The organism is Paraburkholderia suaedae (assembly GCF_040812055.1).
Taxonomy (GTDB): domain Bacteria; phylum Pseudomonadota; class Gammaproteobacteria; order Burkholderiales; family Burkholderiaceae; genus Paraburkholderia.
In genome coordinates, this window is record NZ_JBFOAH010000023.1 from 20,359 (window position 1) to 35,448 (window position 15,090).

Here is a 15,090-nt window from a genome sequence, read left to right on the forward strand (position 1 = left end):
CTCAGGCTCCGATAAAACGACAACCTTTGGCTGGGCCCTCTCTATCTGAACCGGTCACGCGCACGATTAAGCGCTATACGCCCTCCTGCATAACAACGCTCCGAGGAGCAACAGCGTCCACGACTGTCTTCGCCCGAACCATTTCATCTGTGGTGCCATACCCGATGAGTAGGAAGCGGTTACCTTTTACGGCCGCTTCACACTCGATTGCAATGTCCCAGCGAGCCCCGTAGTAGAAAAGTGCCGCTCCAAGCGCTGAAAGGCTTTTGTGAAAGACCGCGTCTTCTGAGGTTGTTTCTGTCACAGAAACAAGCATCGCGCCGAGATGCCCAAGCACGACGATCGGTCCAATGGCCGGAAGGGAAAGAAATACTCCTTCGGGCAGGAGAACCCGTAATCTGCCCCAGGATGTGCCGTCTCTTTTGCGGTGCTCCAGTTGGTCAGCCCACGGGTGAACCGTCCGTTCATCTTTATGGTTTCCCTTCCCGATGACGCTAAATTTTTCGATGTCGAAGGCAGCGTCGGTTGCAAAATTCGGGCTGGCCATAGAAAAATTCGGGCTGGCCATAGATGAACTTTGGACTAACACCAGTCCTGGTGATAATTTCTTTTATGTAAAATTTAGCGGTCCTATCTATACATCGGACGACAATTAACTCGTCAGAGACTCTGCTACGGCGACCCCGGAATCGGAGAGTCGCTCTTCCCCTTCAAGAAATGCAGCAACTGGCGCTCAGCGTCCTGCACTTCGTGAAGTCGCGCTTTCGCGATCTGGGCGTCATGCAGGCACAGCAGCGCTTCAAAGTCGCTGATGACGTCAGGCTCGAGCCGCCATTCGCCAGTTTCGTGAGCGTGAGCCAACGTGTTCTCGACGGCATATTCCGCGATTTTGAACTGCTCGGCCGGCAGATTCCCATAGCCGGCCCCCTGCAGGTACCAGCCGAGGTACACCGCACGCATGAGCTCATTGATCAGATGGGTGTTGCCGTGGCCGTCGCGGCATGCAACCAGCGCCAGATGGCAGGCTAGTGAACGTTCAAGGGCAGAAGACCGGTCCATCGGCAACAGATGCGCTTTTGTCAGGGATCGATGACCTTGACCGCGGCTCGACTTGTTCTGCCTGGATGACATTTTTGAAGTTATGGCTTTAGGGGACGCGGGAAATTATAGCGAATCCCTGTCATGGATTCTGTCTCGGCCCGCGGCACAGGCCACGCAAGGATGGACATCTGCAGTTGCGTCAGGTTGCGTGAACGAGGCGCCGGTTGCGCAACCTGGGCCGTCGACGCGTCGAAGCGGACCGCGAGTTCGTTTGCCTGGTAGGTCTCCGCTGGCTCCATAAGCCGGAGCAGGCTCCCGGAAGTGAGTTTCATCGAGGTTTCCTAAACATCAACACGCAGTTTACCGCGCGTTTCTTATTCGCCGTTTCCCCCAACGCCCCACAGCGCTGCATGATGCATGCATTGCGTCTTCGGGTGTAGCGAAGCTGCCAAACTGGTTGCCGCCGCATGAGAGCCCCCACGACGACTTGCCACTAACCATGGGGTTTGCGATCGTCCACCCTCTGGATGAGCGGATTCATACGGGGCGCGTCGTGTCCAGCCCTTTGATCGATCTTTGACCTGCGATTCGTGCAGGGTTGGTTGTATTCGGCGAATAATGTTCGTACATCATGTGCTGCAAAAAAAACGCCGTCGCCGACGGTGCCAACGACGGTGAAATCCCGGCATCCACGAGGGCAGACGTGCCGGGCTGAGAGACGCACTTCAGGGGCCGTTCTCGACACCACCGTATTTCGAATTCACGGAACTCTTCTGGTCACTCCCGACGGATTTGCATTGATTCAAAAAATCTCCTCGGGCGCTCGACGTGCCACTCAGATCAAAATGCCCGCGGTGATAGCGCACAATCGAAAAATAGTCACGCTCATACTGATTGCATTGGCCGCCGCCATTGCCACCGTCCATGAGCCCTGCCAGGCACAGCACCACACCGCAGGCCGAGGTGTTGTCGTCGTCGGCCGTCACCATTTTCGGGATGGCCGCCGCGCTGCAGATCAATGCAGCGATCAATAGTTTCATGAGATCTCCAGTCAGATGGACAGCAGTCGCAGCGCCGCAAGGGCCCCGACCGTGAGCACCGCTGAGCCAAGCATGGCGCACGCGGTCCATACGGCTAGTTCGATTCGGCCGATGCCGCGGATGCGCTCTTCGCGCAAGACGTCGCGTAGCAGATCGCGACTTCGGCCGTTGGCTTCGTCGTACTGCCTGAGCGAGATCTCGCCAAGCAGTTGATCCCGGGCTTCCGAAAACCGTCCCGCTTCGGCCAGCACATCGGTGCTCGATGTTGCGAACTGGTCGAGGAACTGCTCGTAGCGGGACGTGAAGCGCAGCAGCGTAAGTTCACCGTCGTCCTTGAACTGCTTGCCCGTGGTATCGAGCAGCTGGGACAGGCCCTTCACGTCCCGTCGCAGCAGCGATAGCTCACCCAGTACTGCGCCGATCAGTTCCTCGCGGATCGAATCGTCCGATGCGCCCATCAATGCACCACGAGTTTGAAGACTGCGTCCAATTCGGTGGTTACCCGTGTGGCCAGACGTTTGATTGCAACCAGTTGGCGAATCTGTGCAAGATGTTCCTCGGGCTCCCCGCTCTCCATTGCTTTGGCGTTCATCGCGACATAGTCGGTCGGATCGTTGCGAATATCGATGATGGAGCGATCGAAAGCCTTGATCTTTTCGTAGATAGGGTTCTCATACATCACCGCATCACGATTCAAGACGAAATTGCGGTTTTCCGCGTAGTAGTCGAAAATTTTCGAGAAAATCTTTGACACGTCGTCTTTCGGGGTGACTGTGTTAAACACGACGCGAATGCGGTTTGCCGGTACACCGATTTCTCCGGTGAGTGCGCGCAATGTCGAAATTGTGTCGACCTGTTGTTTAAGCGCAGGAACGGTCGGTACCACAAAGGCATCGAAGTCTTCATGAGAACCTTGATAGTCACGCATCAGCGAGACAAAGTCTTCGACATTCGATGCCCCGATATCGACCACGGCATGCCGCAAGGTCATGAGTTTGTCCTGCAGTTCCCCGAACTCCTTCCCACGCATCGCCGATCCTTTTTCGCTGTCGTCTGAGTTGATCGACTCGACAGGAATCACCTGGGCACCTTCCAGCCGTGGCGCGAGAAGATGATGTGCAACGGTACTCTTGCCAACATTGCCTGAGAAGTTGATTACAGCGATCTTCATGATGGTTTGCTCCTGTTGTTCGAATTGACGATGACGGTCGCGAAGTGATCGCGGCCGCACGTTGTTCTGCGCCGCTTTATGGTTCCATGTCGAGCGTCGGCCCGTCGTGTTCGGCGGTCTGCGACTGCGGGTCCTGTCCGCGCTCCGGCGTCGCCTGTCGGGTGGTCTGCTGTGCTGCGGGAGTTTGGCCCCGTTGCTCCCGCTCGATCTGCTCGCGCACGGCCGCGATCGTTGCTTCGTTTACCTGTGGCATGGGCACGTCCAGTGGCCGGTTAGTTTCGCGCGCCTCGGCCACGGCGCTTTCGAACTCCCCCATTAGCTTCTCCTGCTGCTGCTCCGGCAGACCCTTGATCTCGTCACGCAGCACCTCGCGCGCGGCCTGCGCCTTGATGCGCTCGCGTGCCTCATCGAGCGTCTTCTGCTGTTCCTTCGAGAATTTCCAGTCTCCGCTCAGGAACCGCTCACGCGCCTCATTGATCTGTCGGCGCTCATCAGCTTCGCGCCGCGCGCTGGTCAGCGCTTCGCGCTGCTCGCGCGTGGGCAGACCCGGCACATCGGGCGAGAACACCAGCCATTCGTTACGCCGGCTCTCGACTGACTTTGGCGCGAGTTCGGTACCCTTCTCGTCGAACTGGCGCTGCTGCGCTGTTACCGTCTTGCTGCCGCCCTTTTCCAGCTCGATCCGCTGACCGGGCTGCACACCGGTTTCGCCGATCGCGCGCTCGATGTCCAGTCCCCAGACGGTGCGCTCGCCATCCTCTGTCCGCACCGTCGCGTAGTAGCTGGCGTTCTGCTTTTCATCGTGGTTGAACGGGGCGGGACCGTGCGCCACCAGCACCCCCGCCGTGACACCGGCCGGCGTTGGCGTGCCCTGAACGGGACTCGCCGGCGCAGCCGCAGATGGTTGCGCGGCGGTCGTCGGGTTGCCTCCGGGCGCGGCGTTTTCACGCCCTGTTGTGGCCGTTTTCGCCGACCCCGGCGCTGCGGGTTGCTTTTGCCCCGCTGCATCTGGTGCCTCCATCTCATTCGTGCGCGCCTTGTCCGTATCATTGGATTTGTCCCCGGCCCCGATGCGCATCGCCTCGCGCGCAGCGGTCAGTGCCGCCCGATCCTGCGCACCAGGCTTGAAGCCACGCGACGGTACACCGGCGAGTTCGGCCGCGATCCAAGCCTGCCGACGAAACTCTTCGCTGCCCTTAAGCTGCAGTTCACCCCAGTTCTTTGCCTTCGCGACTTCGACCATGTGCGCGATCACGTCGCGGTCCTCGCTGGCCGTCGACAGAGAGCGGCCCTTGTCCTCGAAGTGCACCGTCTCGCTTTTGCGATCGAGAAACTTGCCCTCATGCGCCACGTACCGGTTAGTGACCGACTTCGGCACTTCATAGCCAGTCTTCTCGAAAACCGGCTTCGGGCGAATGGTGTTCTCCGGCTGCTCGCCCTTCTTCCCGAGCGGTTTGCCGGTGCCGGCGGCCGGCTTCACCGCCTCGTCGGTGGCTGTGCTGGTCGCTGCGTCGGTCGATGAGTCGCGCTTGAGCAGCTTCTCGACCTTCTCCCGATCGGCCGCGCGGATCTTCTTCAGGCGCTCTTCGGTTGCGTCATCGACCGACGTTTCTGGAGCGCCGGGCACAGCGCCCGCGTCCGGCTCGTTCGCCGGCGGCGTGACGCGCGCGCGAATGGTCGACGCATCGTCGGCGTTTGCCGCGTCGCGTTCGCGGTAGTCGATCCCGTCAGCGGGAAATTCGATCTCGTTCATACGGTCACTCCTTGCGGTTCAGGTTGTGATTGAGTTGCTGCGGTTTGCGCCGACACGGCGGCCGCCGCGTCCGGCAGGACTTTTCGCAGATAAGGCATCAACTGGAACAGCGATGCGCGGATGCTGTTACGGTTGGCCAGGTGGACAGGCGCGAGCACTCCGATTTCGTGCTCCCGGACGTCACGCCCCTGACCGGCCGACTGTCTGGCGGCGTCTGCGGCCGCCGCTGCCTGCTGCGCACGTCGGGCCGCGTTCTGTGCCTGCCACCACCGCTCGACGTCGATCTTTGGCACGGGCGCGCATAGCTCGCGCGCGACGAACGCAGCATGTTTCATCTGCGTTTCGTCCGGAAACTTCGAACCGAAACCGAACCATGCGCGACGACGGTTGCTCTTCTCCAGCTTCGCCATCACACCCTGCAGGTAGGGGCTTTGCCGCACGAGCCGGTCGACGAGTTCGGCGTCTTCATAAAAAAACGCCTTCTCGCACAGGATCGGCTCGCACCCCTCCATCGTGATGATCTGTTTGTTGTGCTTCAGCGCACGCAGCTCCTGCGGCATCATCAGTGCCCTGCCGTGCTCCGACTCATTGGTGCTGATCGACGAACTGCGGCCGCGACTGCGGCTGCGCGAGCGCGCCATCAGCGTGAAGGTCCCCAGCATCTTCGAATACTCTTCCGACTCCTTGACCGTGCGCGGCGCATACAGGCTGCGCATCTTGCAATTGATGGCGAGCGTTTCAGTGCCGTGCTTGCCGTACAGCTTCGGATCCTCGAGCTGGGACATGCCCTGAAAGATCAGCATCAGCCGGAGGTTGTAGCCCGCGATGAACGGGTTGGCCGTATCGATGATGTCGATCTTGCCGGGCGCTGCAAACTCGTCCAGAATCAACGCGCACTGGTATTTGAGCGCAGGATTCTCGGCAGGCAGCTCGCGCGTGTTCAGGTCGATCAGCTGCGAGAAAAAGAGATTGACCAGCAGCGCACCGGCCTTCAGGTCGCCCGGCTTGATGCCCACATAGATCGAGATGCGCTTTTTGCGCACATCGGCCAGATCGAAGTCCGAGCGGCTGGTTGCCGCGTCGACCACCGGATTGCTGAAGACGTTCAGCGGCGCAGTCATCGTCGATACGATGTTCGCGAAGGCTTCCTTCGACTGCGACAGGAAGCGGTTCAGCGCGTCGAGACATTCGAAGGTGAGCGCTGGCAGCACGCCGGTCGCGTTCACGCGCGTGCTGACGATCGACGAGATGTGTTCACGGATCGCCCTGCCCTTGCCGGAGGCCTGCCGCAGCACCTCGCCGAACGTGCACGGCAGCGAGGGCGTTTCCAGCAGATACAGCACGATCCCGATGAACAGGTTGCGGGCGTTGTCGTTCCAGTACTTCAGGCGCGCGTCGACGTTGGATGGATACAGGTGTTCGCCGATCGTCATCACGTCGCCCACGCGCGCATATGCGGGTCGGCCTGCAATGTATTCGAGCGGGTTGTACGCGTGAGAGCGTCCGTCTTCCGAGAACGGCGCCCACAGATAGGTTTCATGGCCGCATGCCCGCCGATAGCCGGACGTATAGTGGTAGTTCTCTTCCTTGATGTCCTCGACCACGACGGAATCGGGATAGGTGAGAAGATTCGGGATCACGAGCGACGTGCCCTTGCCGGACCGGGTGCCGGCGGCCGTCATCAGGAAATCCTGGCCGTAATACTTCAGGTATTCACCCTTGTACTTGCCAACAATGAACGGCGGATACAGATGTTGTGAAGTGGTCATGGCTATTTCCTCTCCAGCAGGCCAGCCTTGACGATGTCGTTACGGCTTGCGAAGCGTGCCTCGCCAAACTGCGCGAGGCGCTTGCGGCCCGACACGAGCGCCATCGTGATCACGGCCACCGGCAGGCCGGTGATGACCACTGACAGCAGCGTGCACACCTTGAGCGCGCGCACCACCGCAGGCACGTCACCGTAGGCATGCCAGTAGTCGTACAGCGTGAACACGCCCGCGCTGCCCTCCGGCAGCTTCTGTATCTTCGCGAAGAGCTGGCCACCGGCGAACTGCCCGAGGAACGCGAAGCCGCACAGGATCAGCAGGAAGACCACGACGGGGATCAGAATTCGAAGCGGTTTTGGCATGGTCGGTCCTCAGTGCGCGGCCGCGTCGATAGCGGCCTGGAATTTCAGATGCGTTGTCATGCGGCCATCTCCTGTTGTCGCAGATGCGCGCTCAGGTCGCGATGCAGGCGCATCGCGTCGCGCACGTTACCGAAGGGTCCAAGGAACTGGTTGCTGTTGTCCGCCGTACAGCGATTGATCGGCTCCCACAGCAGGTAGTGCCACTCGTCATAGACTGAGTACCGCGCGATCGTCCAGCCCGACGGGTGGACCAGCGCAAAGTCGCCGGACGGTCGCCATTTGCACTGGCTGTCATCGTACGACCCCGCGGCATCGGCAATCGCGGGAACCGGAAGATCTGCCTTCATTGCGGGAACTCTCCGAGTGGATCGGCGGACAGGATCCGCAAGGCGTCGCGCTGCGCGTCGTCCAGCCCGGCGTCGGTGATACCCTTACGGCCGTGCACGATCACGGCGCCGTAGAGCCGCGCCAGCGCGCGGACCTCTGTGCTGGCAGCAAATGCTTCGTCCGACGGCGACCGCACGCGCCATCCCTCGATCGCCGCCTCGATATCGCTGATCGCGAAGTTCATACACGGTCCTCCCTGCGGACGAGCCAGTGCGCCATAAAACCGCGCGCCCATGACGCCGCATAGACAAAGCACAGCGCGAGCACGCCGTACTGATGTGCTCGCCACGCCATGTCGAACCAGAACGGCTGCGCGGCCAGCCCGAAGATGCAGGCCCAGCGCCGCCAGTGCGCACGCCGGTCCTGCGACAGAAACACGGCGAGCGCGCCGCACAGGCTGATCGCGATCTGTTCGATCATCTGCGCCGCTGCATCGGCGCTCATGAGACACAACCCAGCAGCTGCGCCTTGCCGATCGGGTCGTACCAGATCTCGGCCAGTCGCCTGTTGCGCATGAACAGGACGAGATCCACCGTGACCCGCACCTGGTCCATAATGAATTGCCAGTCGAGCGTCTGGCCGACCGCGCTCTGCTTGACCAGCGTCGCGATGCGCGAATGGGTCGAACGTGCATCGTTGCAATGCACCGTCGTGATGCCGCCGGGTTTGCCCGTGTTCAGCAGCGTCAGGTAGTCCCATGTTTCGTCACCTCGCAGTTCGGCGAGAAAAACACGATCGAACGTCATGCGCAGGGTGGAGCGCACCAGCTCCTTCGCCGGCAGCGTGTCGCTGAAGAACATATGCACGCGGTTCGGGTGATTCGGCAGCGATAGCTCCGGCGTGTCCTCGATCGTGCCAATCCGCTCATCGGACGGCACGAGGTCGGAGAGCGCCTTGTTCAGTGTCGTCTTGCCCGAGTCGGTGCCGCCGACGAGCGCAATGTTCAACCGGTTGGTGACCGCCAGCTCGAGCATGCGCCTGACGTTGCGCTGACCCTGCGCCTCAAGCATCCCGAGCTCGAACGGCTGCAGGTCGAGCCCCGGTGGCATGTCGCGGCGCGGCGAGACGTCGCGATATCCCTCAAACCATCCGTTGGTCTCATACTCTTCAGCCGTAAAGCGCACATTCGACGGGATACGGATGGTGATCGAGATAGTGTCCTGCTCGCAGGCCGGCTGCATCAGAACGTGCCCGCGTTGCCCATCGGGCAGCACCACCGGGTGAATGGGCTCCTTCGTCGAGAACTTGCCGCCCTTCATCACCGTCAGGGCGTTCGCGAGCTTGAAGCACGCGTCGAGCGAGCAGGCAGGCGCGTCGTGTCGTCGCCATCCGGCACCGCCTTTTGTCCAGATCTCACCCGGACGGTTGATCGCCACCTCGGTGAGGCCCCCGTCGAAGAAGTTCGAGATACCCATCTGTTTGAGAAAGCTGCGGGCGATCGTGCCCTTCTCGATCACATCGATTACGGCTGCGCTCATTCGCACTCCTTTATGATTTAGGGTCCCATCAGTTAATCAAAGTGCCGCGCAGGTTCAGCGAGGCGTGGTGCCCGTATCCTGCGGCTCGATCTGCACTGACACGCGATACGGGCGTCGATCGTCCGGCACGCTGCTGGCAAGCTCGCGGAGCGTTTGCGCCGGCGACGTGGAAACCACGGTTGCGCTCAGAGGCGCGGCCGGCCGGGTCAATTTCCAGGCCGCACCGCCGATCGCCACTGCGCAGAACCCCGCTGCAAGCAGGACGCGCGATGTGCGTGGCGCCTGGCGATCGTAAATTGCCGGGATCTCGACGGGTTGACGGTTAGTTGCGCGCGTTTCCATTGCGTGATCGGCCGCGTGATTGACTGGCTCATCGAGCGACGGCAATGCGCTGTCGCCCCACTCCGAGATCGTCAGCCCGAAACGCGCCCCGACGTTACGCAACAGGTTGCGTCGCAGCGGCGCTGACATGTCGTCGATCCGGCACCCATCGAGCGCCATGCACTCTTCGAACGCGTGCTCGTCGGCGATCTGACGCAGTGGCAACGCATCGGGAACCTCGCGCGCGCGCCGTGCATCCACCCGCTCGGCCAGCTGGCGGACCGTGTTGCCGTAGAAACAGAAACGCAGGGCGTTGCGTAGCTTTGTCTCGAACATGTCGCGATCGAGGCCATGCAGCGGGAAATCGTCCGGGTAGGTGATCTTCAGGTTCATGGGTCCGCTCCTCATTGCTCCCGGTTCTGGCTAACCGGGTTGCCCTGCGCGTCGACGTTTTCATACACGCTGCTCAGGTCAATGTCGCGCGCTACAAAGATATTGATGACCGAGCCCTGGTTCGAGTACGCCGTCGGCGGGATGTTGATGGTGTTACGCAACGTCTCCGCGGCCACGTCCTGGGTGGCGTTCGAACTGTTGGAGAACGTGATCTGCTGGCCGGACCCGGTTGCCTTGTTCGCGAGCGCCTGGCCGAAGTCACCGATAAGGCTAACCATCAGCGCTCCTTTGAAGCGCTGCCAGAAGTGCTCGTCGACGTAGGCCGGAATACCAGCGGCACCGAGCGGATCGGTAGCGGGCGAGTTCAGTGGAATGTGCACGTCGCCGTCGTCGATCTCATCCCAGATCGCGCCGATCACGCCCTGCCCCTGCAGGACCGCATCGCGCTGCTCGCCCTTCGCCATCGCACCCTTGCGAACGAGCAGCGTCGTGCCATCGTCGGACCACACGTCCTGCGCGATCGGGCACCCGATCAGGCCCGGCCGGTCTGTACGGATCGCCGTCGATTGACCACAGCGGATCATCGTGTTGCGACCGAGCAGGTAATGCCTGTTCGGTCGGAACGAGGCCTGCATCGGCTGCAGCTTCGATGGCTGCAACGACTGGTCGATCGCGGAGCCCTTACCGTCGCCCGCGTCCGCCTTGCTGGTTGAGCTGGGCGCACCGCCTGCACTGCCGCCGCGCAGCGCTGACATGCCCATCGACTTCGCCAGACCTGCCAGACCACCGGCATCGTGGCCGACGGCTCCAGTGCTGCCACTGTCGCCGTCGCCAGCGGCTTCATTTGATGCCACGGGACCATCTTTGCTCTGGCCGGAATCGTTGTTGCCGCTCGCGACGAGCACGCTGCCCTGCAGGCGGCGCTCGGCCGGCGTGAGCGGCCGCGGCTGGTTGCTCACGGCCACCGCCTGCCCGTTCGTCTGCGATGCCGCGCCGGCTGGCGTCGCGAGGTGGGAATTCGCGGCAGCGGCGGCCGCAGCCTCCGACGCTGCACGGGCCTGGTCTTCCGCGCGTTTGATACGTTCCTTCTGCGTCTCCAGTTCCGCACCGGCGTCACTCGCGCCGCTGTCTTTCGGTTTTGTCAGCTCCGCCTGTTTCGCGTCCTGATGCTGCTGGAACAGGCGCTGCAGATAGATCGTCACGCCCGATGCACCCAGCGCAATAACGGCGAGCGCGACCAGCACCAGACGCAGCTTGCCCACGCGCGTTTTGCGACGGCCCGGCAGGTCGAGCGAAGGCTGCGGGCCGACGTCGGTCGCCCCCGCATGTTCCATTTCGTTTCGTTCAGTCATACCCTGTTTGCTCCCTGATCAGTTCGTCGATGCATCGGTATGGTCACGTGCGATGCGCGCGCTGCCCGGCACCGACGAGCCCGCACGGTTGTAATGGCCATCAGGCGAATAGCCGTCGTTGCGGATACCCAGCACCGACTGACCGTAGCGGATGACAAACGACTTCGACACTTCGTGCACGACGACCGTATCGCCCTCCATATGGAAGTTCGCCGTCGCCTCGCCACCGTCGGGAAGCTTCGTGAAGATCGTCGGCAGGTCACGCGCGGTTGAGTACTTGAAGAACGTGAATCGGCCGTCGTCCCACAGCGCGGTCGGCGCGAGTGCACGATCGCCGCGCATCATGTACTGGATATTGGCTGCGGGAACCGACGCCACAGGCGTGGATTTCGCCACTCCCACGCTCACGATCGATGCGGGAATAGCCGGCCCATTGTCCTGTTGACTGCCCAGTGCAGCGCTTACCGCCTGCTGACGGCGCAGCTGCGCGCTCGCCGCTTTGGCACGCGTGTCCGGATAGTCGAAACGCAGTATCCATGTCGCCGGCTGTGCGGCCGACACGTCAACAAGCGAGAGCGGATAGGTGCGCCGGTTGGTGACCAGCAGAAGATTGGTTTCCGGCTGCGGCGCACCCGGTTTGAGCATCGCGCCACTGTCGTTGATGGCCACGTGCCAGGCCTTGCCGTCTCCGATGCCCTCGCCGCTGTTGATGATGTGTTCACCTGGCTCGAACTGGATCATTACCGCACGCCCCGGCATGGTAGCCACACGATAGGCCTGGTCCGGATCGTAGGTCGCGCACTGGATGTGCGGGTCTGAACCGCAGCTGCGCGGCGTTTCGAGCGCTCGCGCGCGAATCGGCACCAACGCGAAGCCCAGTGCGACCGCCGCTGCGCTCGCTGACATCCGGATCGTTCGTCCTTTCATGTTCCACCTCCGGCTGCCGCAGAGCTCGACGCCGGCGCAGCATCAGCGGGCGCCCGGGTCCAGTCTCGCGTGACCTCGTAGCTCGTGCAGCGAAAACCGTCCGCGTTGAGATCCTGCTGATCCTGCTTTTCCGGAACATTCACACGCTCGAATGCGACCGTCGCAATCCAGTACGTCGGATCAGACCGTTTCGCTGCGGGATTCAGCGGAACCAGCTGGCGCGAGAAAAATACCTGTGCGGCGGGCGCGAACGTGATCGAGCCGACGTGTGCGATGACACGCGCCTGATCCTTCAGAAGCTTGAGCGGGCCCACCGGGCCGCGCACCAGCCCGTCATAGGCTTCCTTCTCGTGGTCGTCGCTCATGAACATCACCGCGGCGTGCGTGTCCGAAATCGTCTCCCAGTCGTAGCTCTCGCGCAGTTCGACGTAACGATGCAAATCCGCGCGATCGGTCTTCTCAGAAAACGTAACGTGTCCGTTCGCGGTTGTCGGCAGCACGTCGACCTTACCGGTCGACGAGTCCACGCGCAGCACAGCCGGCGGATTCGGCCGCTTTAGGAGTCCTAAAGCCCCCATACCAGAAACAGCGGCGAGAGCGACAACGCCCGATAACACCGAGCGCCTGTCCGCAATACGGGCCTTCTCTTCGGCTGCTTCGACCTTCGACTTCTCGAAGGCCTGTGCCTGTTTCAGGTACCAGCTGACCACATCGCGCTCACCTGACTCAACACCGCTCACCGGCTCGTCTGCGCGCGTGGTCGACCCGCCCGGGCTTCCCTTACGTTTGCACGCGTTCGCTCCCGACGCAAACCATTGCCTGATAGTCGATGCCATCCTGTTCCTCACTTCGGTTCCGTATGGCCCGACTGCTGGGCCAACGGTTGATTGACCGGTACCCACTGACCAGTCGGCTCGGGTGGCTTTGGCGCCGCGCTGCACGCCTGCAGCGCGCAGGCCATCAGTAAAATAGCGACAGGAGATTTCATGGTCTCCGTTTCTCCTTTGGATTGAGCAAAACAGGCGTTTTGCGTGGCATCTAGTAAAACAGCTTGATCGATACCATCGCGCCGATCGTTGCCACAACCGCCGCGATAAGCCACCAACGTGCGATCGTCCTGAATAACCTGATCATCTTTTACGCCTCACTCAAGCGACCGCCGGTCTTCGGCGATCCGCCGCCGCCCATTTTTCCAAGCGAGCCGGCAAATCTCGCGACGCTACCCAGCTTGCCCACCATCGTCGAGATACCGACACCGCCCGCGAGAGACGAAGCCAAACCCGGCAGGTTCAGCGAGATAACCCAAAAGGCCAGCCCCATGATGTCGAGGTCAATAACCTGCGCGATAGAGGGAGATCCATTCAGCGGCACCACGCCCATCGCGAAATTGACTTCGAGTGCACATGCAGCCGCGAAGAGCGCGACCAGCAGGGTGTAGTTCATGCATTGGCCGACCCAGTTCCAGAAGAACTGTCGCGATGGTGGGAAGAGCGCCGCTGAGATGAACAACGGACCGAGTGCGAGCAGAAGCCCAAGCGCAAACTTCGCCAGAATGATGTACGCAATGGCTATCGCCATGAACGGGCCACCGAAAACGATCATCAGCGCGATCGTCCAGATGGCCGCAATAACCTTCAGGCCGGACGCCTGTGCATAGATCGCCTGCGCTGCGTTGATGTACGCATTGAGCAGGTTGTCGAGGCCGGACACCGGGTTGCTACCGTTGGTCAACGCGCCGGCCATCTGTTCGCCAAAACCATTGAAGAATGGAACGACGTACTCACTGTAGAACCGGATGTTCATCCCGCAGGTCAGGATGAGCGCCCAGGTTGCCATGCGCATCAGGAAATCGTTGATCGGCTCGTCGTTGCGCCCCTGCCAGTACGTCCAGAGAATCAACAGGACATAGATGCTGAAGCAGGTGGCCATCAATGGCGAGATCAGCGCAATGATGTTGCTCGAACCGGTCGAGATCGTGTTCAAAACGTTCTTGTCGAACGAATTGGTCATTGAGGTGAAAAGCTGGACGTCTGCCACGGATATCTCCTGCTTCGGTCAGTGATTGATGGACGAGCCGGATTACTTCAGCCCGGCCGCGCGGGCTTCGGCATCGTCGCTTGCAGCGTTGATACCCTTCGCCTTACGCTCAGCGGCAAGTTTCTCAGGCGTCGTGCCGAGAAACGCCGCATCGAACTTCAGATCCTGCTGCCGCTGTTGCTCTTCCTGCAGGTTGTGCTGGTGACGATCCCACGCGAGGTATCCGAGGTAGCCGGCGATCGCGACCAGCAAAGCGATGATTGAGCCTAGAAGTGTCTTATTGACCATTGGTTTTCCCCAGGAATGCGTTGTCGAATTCACGGTCGCGCTGCTGTTCGGCAAGCTGCAGCTCTGTTTTCTGCAACTGCGCGGTGAGCTGCAGGCGCGTCTGGTCATTTGTGACCATCGCCTCTTCGGCCGCCATCCGGTTCTGCAGATCAGCCTTTTGCGCCGGATCCTGCGTCATGTTGGACTGCTGCATGAGCGCCTGGATGTTGTTCAGGCGCGCCATCGTCGCGCTGTACGCCTGCTCGTTCATCGCCTTGTTGGCCGCGAGCGTGTCGTAATAGCGCTGCTGACCGGGCGTGCTGGCGCCGGTCATGCTTTCCTGCTGCTCGATCGACCGCATCGACGAACTGATACCCGAGAGACCGCCGTTTTTCGCCTGGTCGTAAATGTTTTGCCACTGTTCCGGAAGGTAGTTACGCAGCGACGCATCGTTCATGATGTTGCCGAAACTGCTGTTGCCAGTCAGCGCACGGTACTGGTCTTCCTGATTCTGGATCTGCTGCCCCAGCTGCTCGACCTGCATCATCTGTTGCGCGAGCTCCGCCGGCGAGATGGTCGGCACACCCTGCGCGTGAGCCTGTGAAAACGCACACGCGCACAACAACGCGACCAGAATCCGACGAGGCCAAAGCGTCATTCCCGGCAGGTAGGCAAAGGCGCTCATGCCGGCGCGCGTTGATCGTGCCCGCAGCGCCTCGCGAAGGTTCCAGATCGCTGGGTCAACCGGCCGGCGCACGGCCGGATAGACATCGGTGCTGTTCATCGTTCCCTCCT

General features: G+C 61.3%; 20 protein-coding genes. All 20 read right to left on the bottom strand.

Annotated features, from left to right (window positions below; all coding sequences use genetic code 11):
• Nucleotides 1-73: 73 nt before the first annotated feature.
• Nucleotides 74-568: a DUF1269 domain-containing protein gene (locus ABQJ48_RS26550; RefSeq protein WP_367840940.1), complete on the bottom strand. Its 495-nt coding sequence runs from the start codon at nt 566-568 to the stop codon at nt 74-76.
• A gap of 104 nt (nt 569-672) precedes the next feature.
• Nucleotides 673-1,059, bottom strand: coding sequence for a hypothetical protein (locus ABQJ48_RS26555; RefSeq protein ID WP_367841044.1), 387 nt, complete (start codon nt 1,057-1,059; stop codon nt 673-675).
• Between the two features lie 707 nt (nt 1,060-1,766).
• Nucleotides 1,767-2,081 (bottom strand): TrbM/KikA/MpfK family conjugal transfer protein, encoded by a 315-nt coding sequence (locus ABQJ48_RS26560; RefSeq protein ID WP_367840941.1) that lies wholly within the window; start codon nt 2,079-2,081, stop codon nt 1,767-1,769.
• Nucleotides 2,082-2,092: 11 nt separating this feature from the next.
• A complete protein-coding gene (locus ABQJ48_RS26565; protein ID WP_367840942.1) occupies nt 2,093-2,539 on the bottom strand; it encodes a hypothetical protein in 447 nt (148 codons plus the stop codon).
• Nucleotides 2,539-3,252: a StbB family protein gene (stbB, locus tag ABQJ48_RS26570; RefSeq protein ID WP_367840943.1), complete on the bottom strand. Its 714-nt coding sequence runs from the start codon at nt 3,250-3,252 to the stop codon at nt 2,539-2,541. Before stbB ends, ABQJ48_RS26565 begins: the two co-directional genes overlap by 1 nt.
• A 76-nt stretch (nt 3,253-3,328) precedes the next feature.
• Nucleotides 3,329-5,005, bottom strand: a complete 1,677-nt coding sequence (locus ABQJ48_RS26575; protein ID WP_367840944.1) for an LPD7 domain-containing protein — start codon at nt 5,003-5,005, stop codon at nt 3,329-3,331.
• Complete coding sequence (locus ABQJ48_RS26580; protein ID WP_367840945.1) at nt 5,002-6,774, bottom strand: type IV secretory system conjugative DNA transfer family protein; 1,773 nt, start codon at nt 6,772-6,774, stop codon at nt 5,002-5,004. Before ABQJ48_RS26580 ends, ABQJ48_RS26575 begins: the two co-directional genes overlap by 4 nt.
• A 2-nt stretch (nt 6,775-6,776) precedes the next feature.
• Entirely contained in the window at nt 6,777-7,133 is a 357-nt protein-coding gene (locus ABQJ48_RS26585; protein ID WP_367840946.1) for a hypothetical protein, read from the bottom strand.
• Nucleotides 7,134-7,189: 56 nt separating this feature from the next.
• A complete protein-coding gene (locus ABQJ48_RS26590) occupies nt 7,190-7,480 on the bottom strand; it encodes a hypothetical protein (RefSeq protein ID WP_367840947.1) in 291 nt (96 codons plus the stop codon).
• Nucleotides 7,477-7,704, bottom strand: a complete 228-nt coding sequence (locus ABQJ48_RS26595) for a DUF3717 domain-containing protein (RefSeq protein ID WP_367840948.1) — start codon at nt 7,702-7,704, stop codon at nt 7,477-7,479. Before ABQJ48_RS26595 ends, ABQJ48_RS26590 begins: the two co-directional genes overlap by 4 nt.
• The gene (locus ABQJ48_RS26600; RefSeq protein ID WP_367840949.1) at nt 7,701-7,964 is read right to left on the bottom strand and encodes a hypothetical protein; all 264 of its coding nucleotides are present in this window, start codon (nt 7,962-7,964) and stop codon (nt 7,701-7,703) included. Before ABQJ48_RS26600 ends, ABQJ48_RS26595 begins: the two co-directional genes overlap by 4 nt.
• Entirely contained in the window at nt 7,961-8,998 is a 1,038-nt protein-coding gene (gene virB11 / locus ABQJ48_RS26605) for a P-type DNA transfer ATPase VirB11 (protein ID WP_367840950.1), read from the bottom strand. Before virB11 ends, ABQJ48_RS26600 begins: the two co-directional genes overlap by 4 nt.
• 54 nt (nt 8,999-9,052) lie before the next feature.
• A complete protein-coding gene (locus ABQJ48_RS26610; protein WP_367840951.1) occupies nt 9,053-9,712 on the bottom strand; it encodes a hypothetical protein in 660 nt (219 codons plus the stop codon).
• Nucleotides 9,713-9,723: 11 nt separating this feature from the next.
• Nucleotides 9,724-11,064, bottom strand: coding sequence for a TrbI/VirB10 family protein (locus ABQJ48_RS26615; protein ID WP_367840952.1), 1,341 nt, complete (start codon nt 11,062-11,064; stop codon nt 9,724-9,726).
• Nucleotides 11,065-11,082: 18 nt separating this feature from the next.
• Entirely contained in the window at nt 11,083-11,970 is an 888-nt protein-coding gene (locus tag ABQJ48_RS26620) for a TrbG/VirB9 family P-type conjugative transfer protein (RefSeq protein ID WP_407673249.1), read from the bottom strand.
• Between the two features lie 17 nt (nt 11,971-11,987).
• Entirely contained in the window at nt 11,988-12,827 is an 840-nt protein-coding gene (locus tag ABQJ48_RS26625; protein WP_367840953.1) for a VirB8 family type IV secretion system protein, read from the bottom strand.
• An 8-nt stretch (nt 12,828-12,835) separates the two neighbouring features.
• Nucleotides 12,836-13,093: a hypothetical protein gene (locus ABQJ48_RS26630; protein ID WP_367841045.1), complete on the bottom strand. Its 258-nt coding sequence runs from the start codon at nt 13,091-13,093 to the stop codon at nt 12,836-12,838.
• 35 nt (nt 13,094-13,128) lie between these two features.
• Nucleotides 13,129-14,001, bottom strand: coding sequence for a TrbL/VirB6 family protein (locus ABQJ48_RS26635; protein ID WP_367841046.1), 873 nt, complete (start codon nt 13,999-14,001; stop codon nt 13,129-13,131).
• A gap of 69 nt (nt 14,002-14,070) precedes the next feature.
• The gene (locus tag ABQJ48_RS26640) at nt 14,071-14,316 is read right to left on the bottom strand and encodes a hypothetical protein (protein ID WP_367840954.1); all 246 of its coding nucleotides are present in this window, start codon (nt 14,314-14,316) and stop codon (nt 14,071-14,073) included.
• A complete protein-coding gene (locus ABQJ48_RS26645) occupies nt 14,306-15,079 on the bottom strand; it encodes a TrbJ/VirB5 family protein (protein WP_367840955.1) in 774 nt (257 codons plus the stop codon). The genes ABQJ48_RS26640 and ABQJ48_RS26645 overlap by 11 nt, the downstream gene beginning before the upstream one ends.
• Nucleotides 15,080-15,090: the final 11 nt, after the last annotated feature.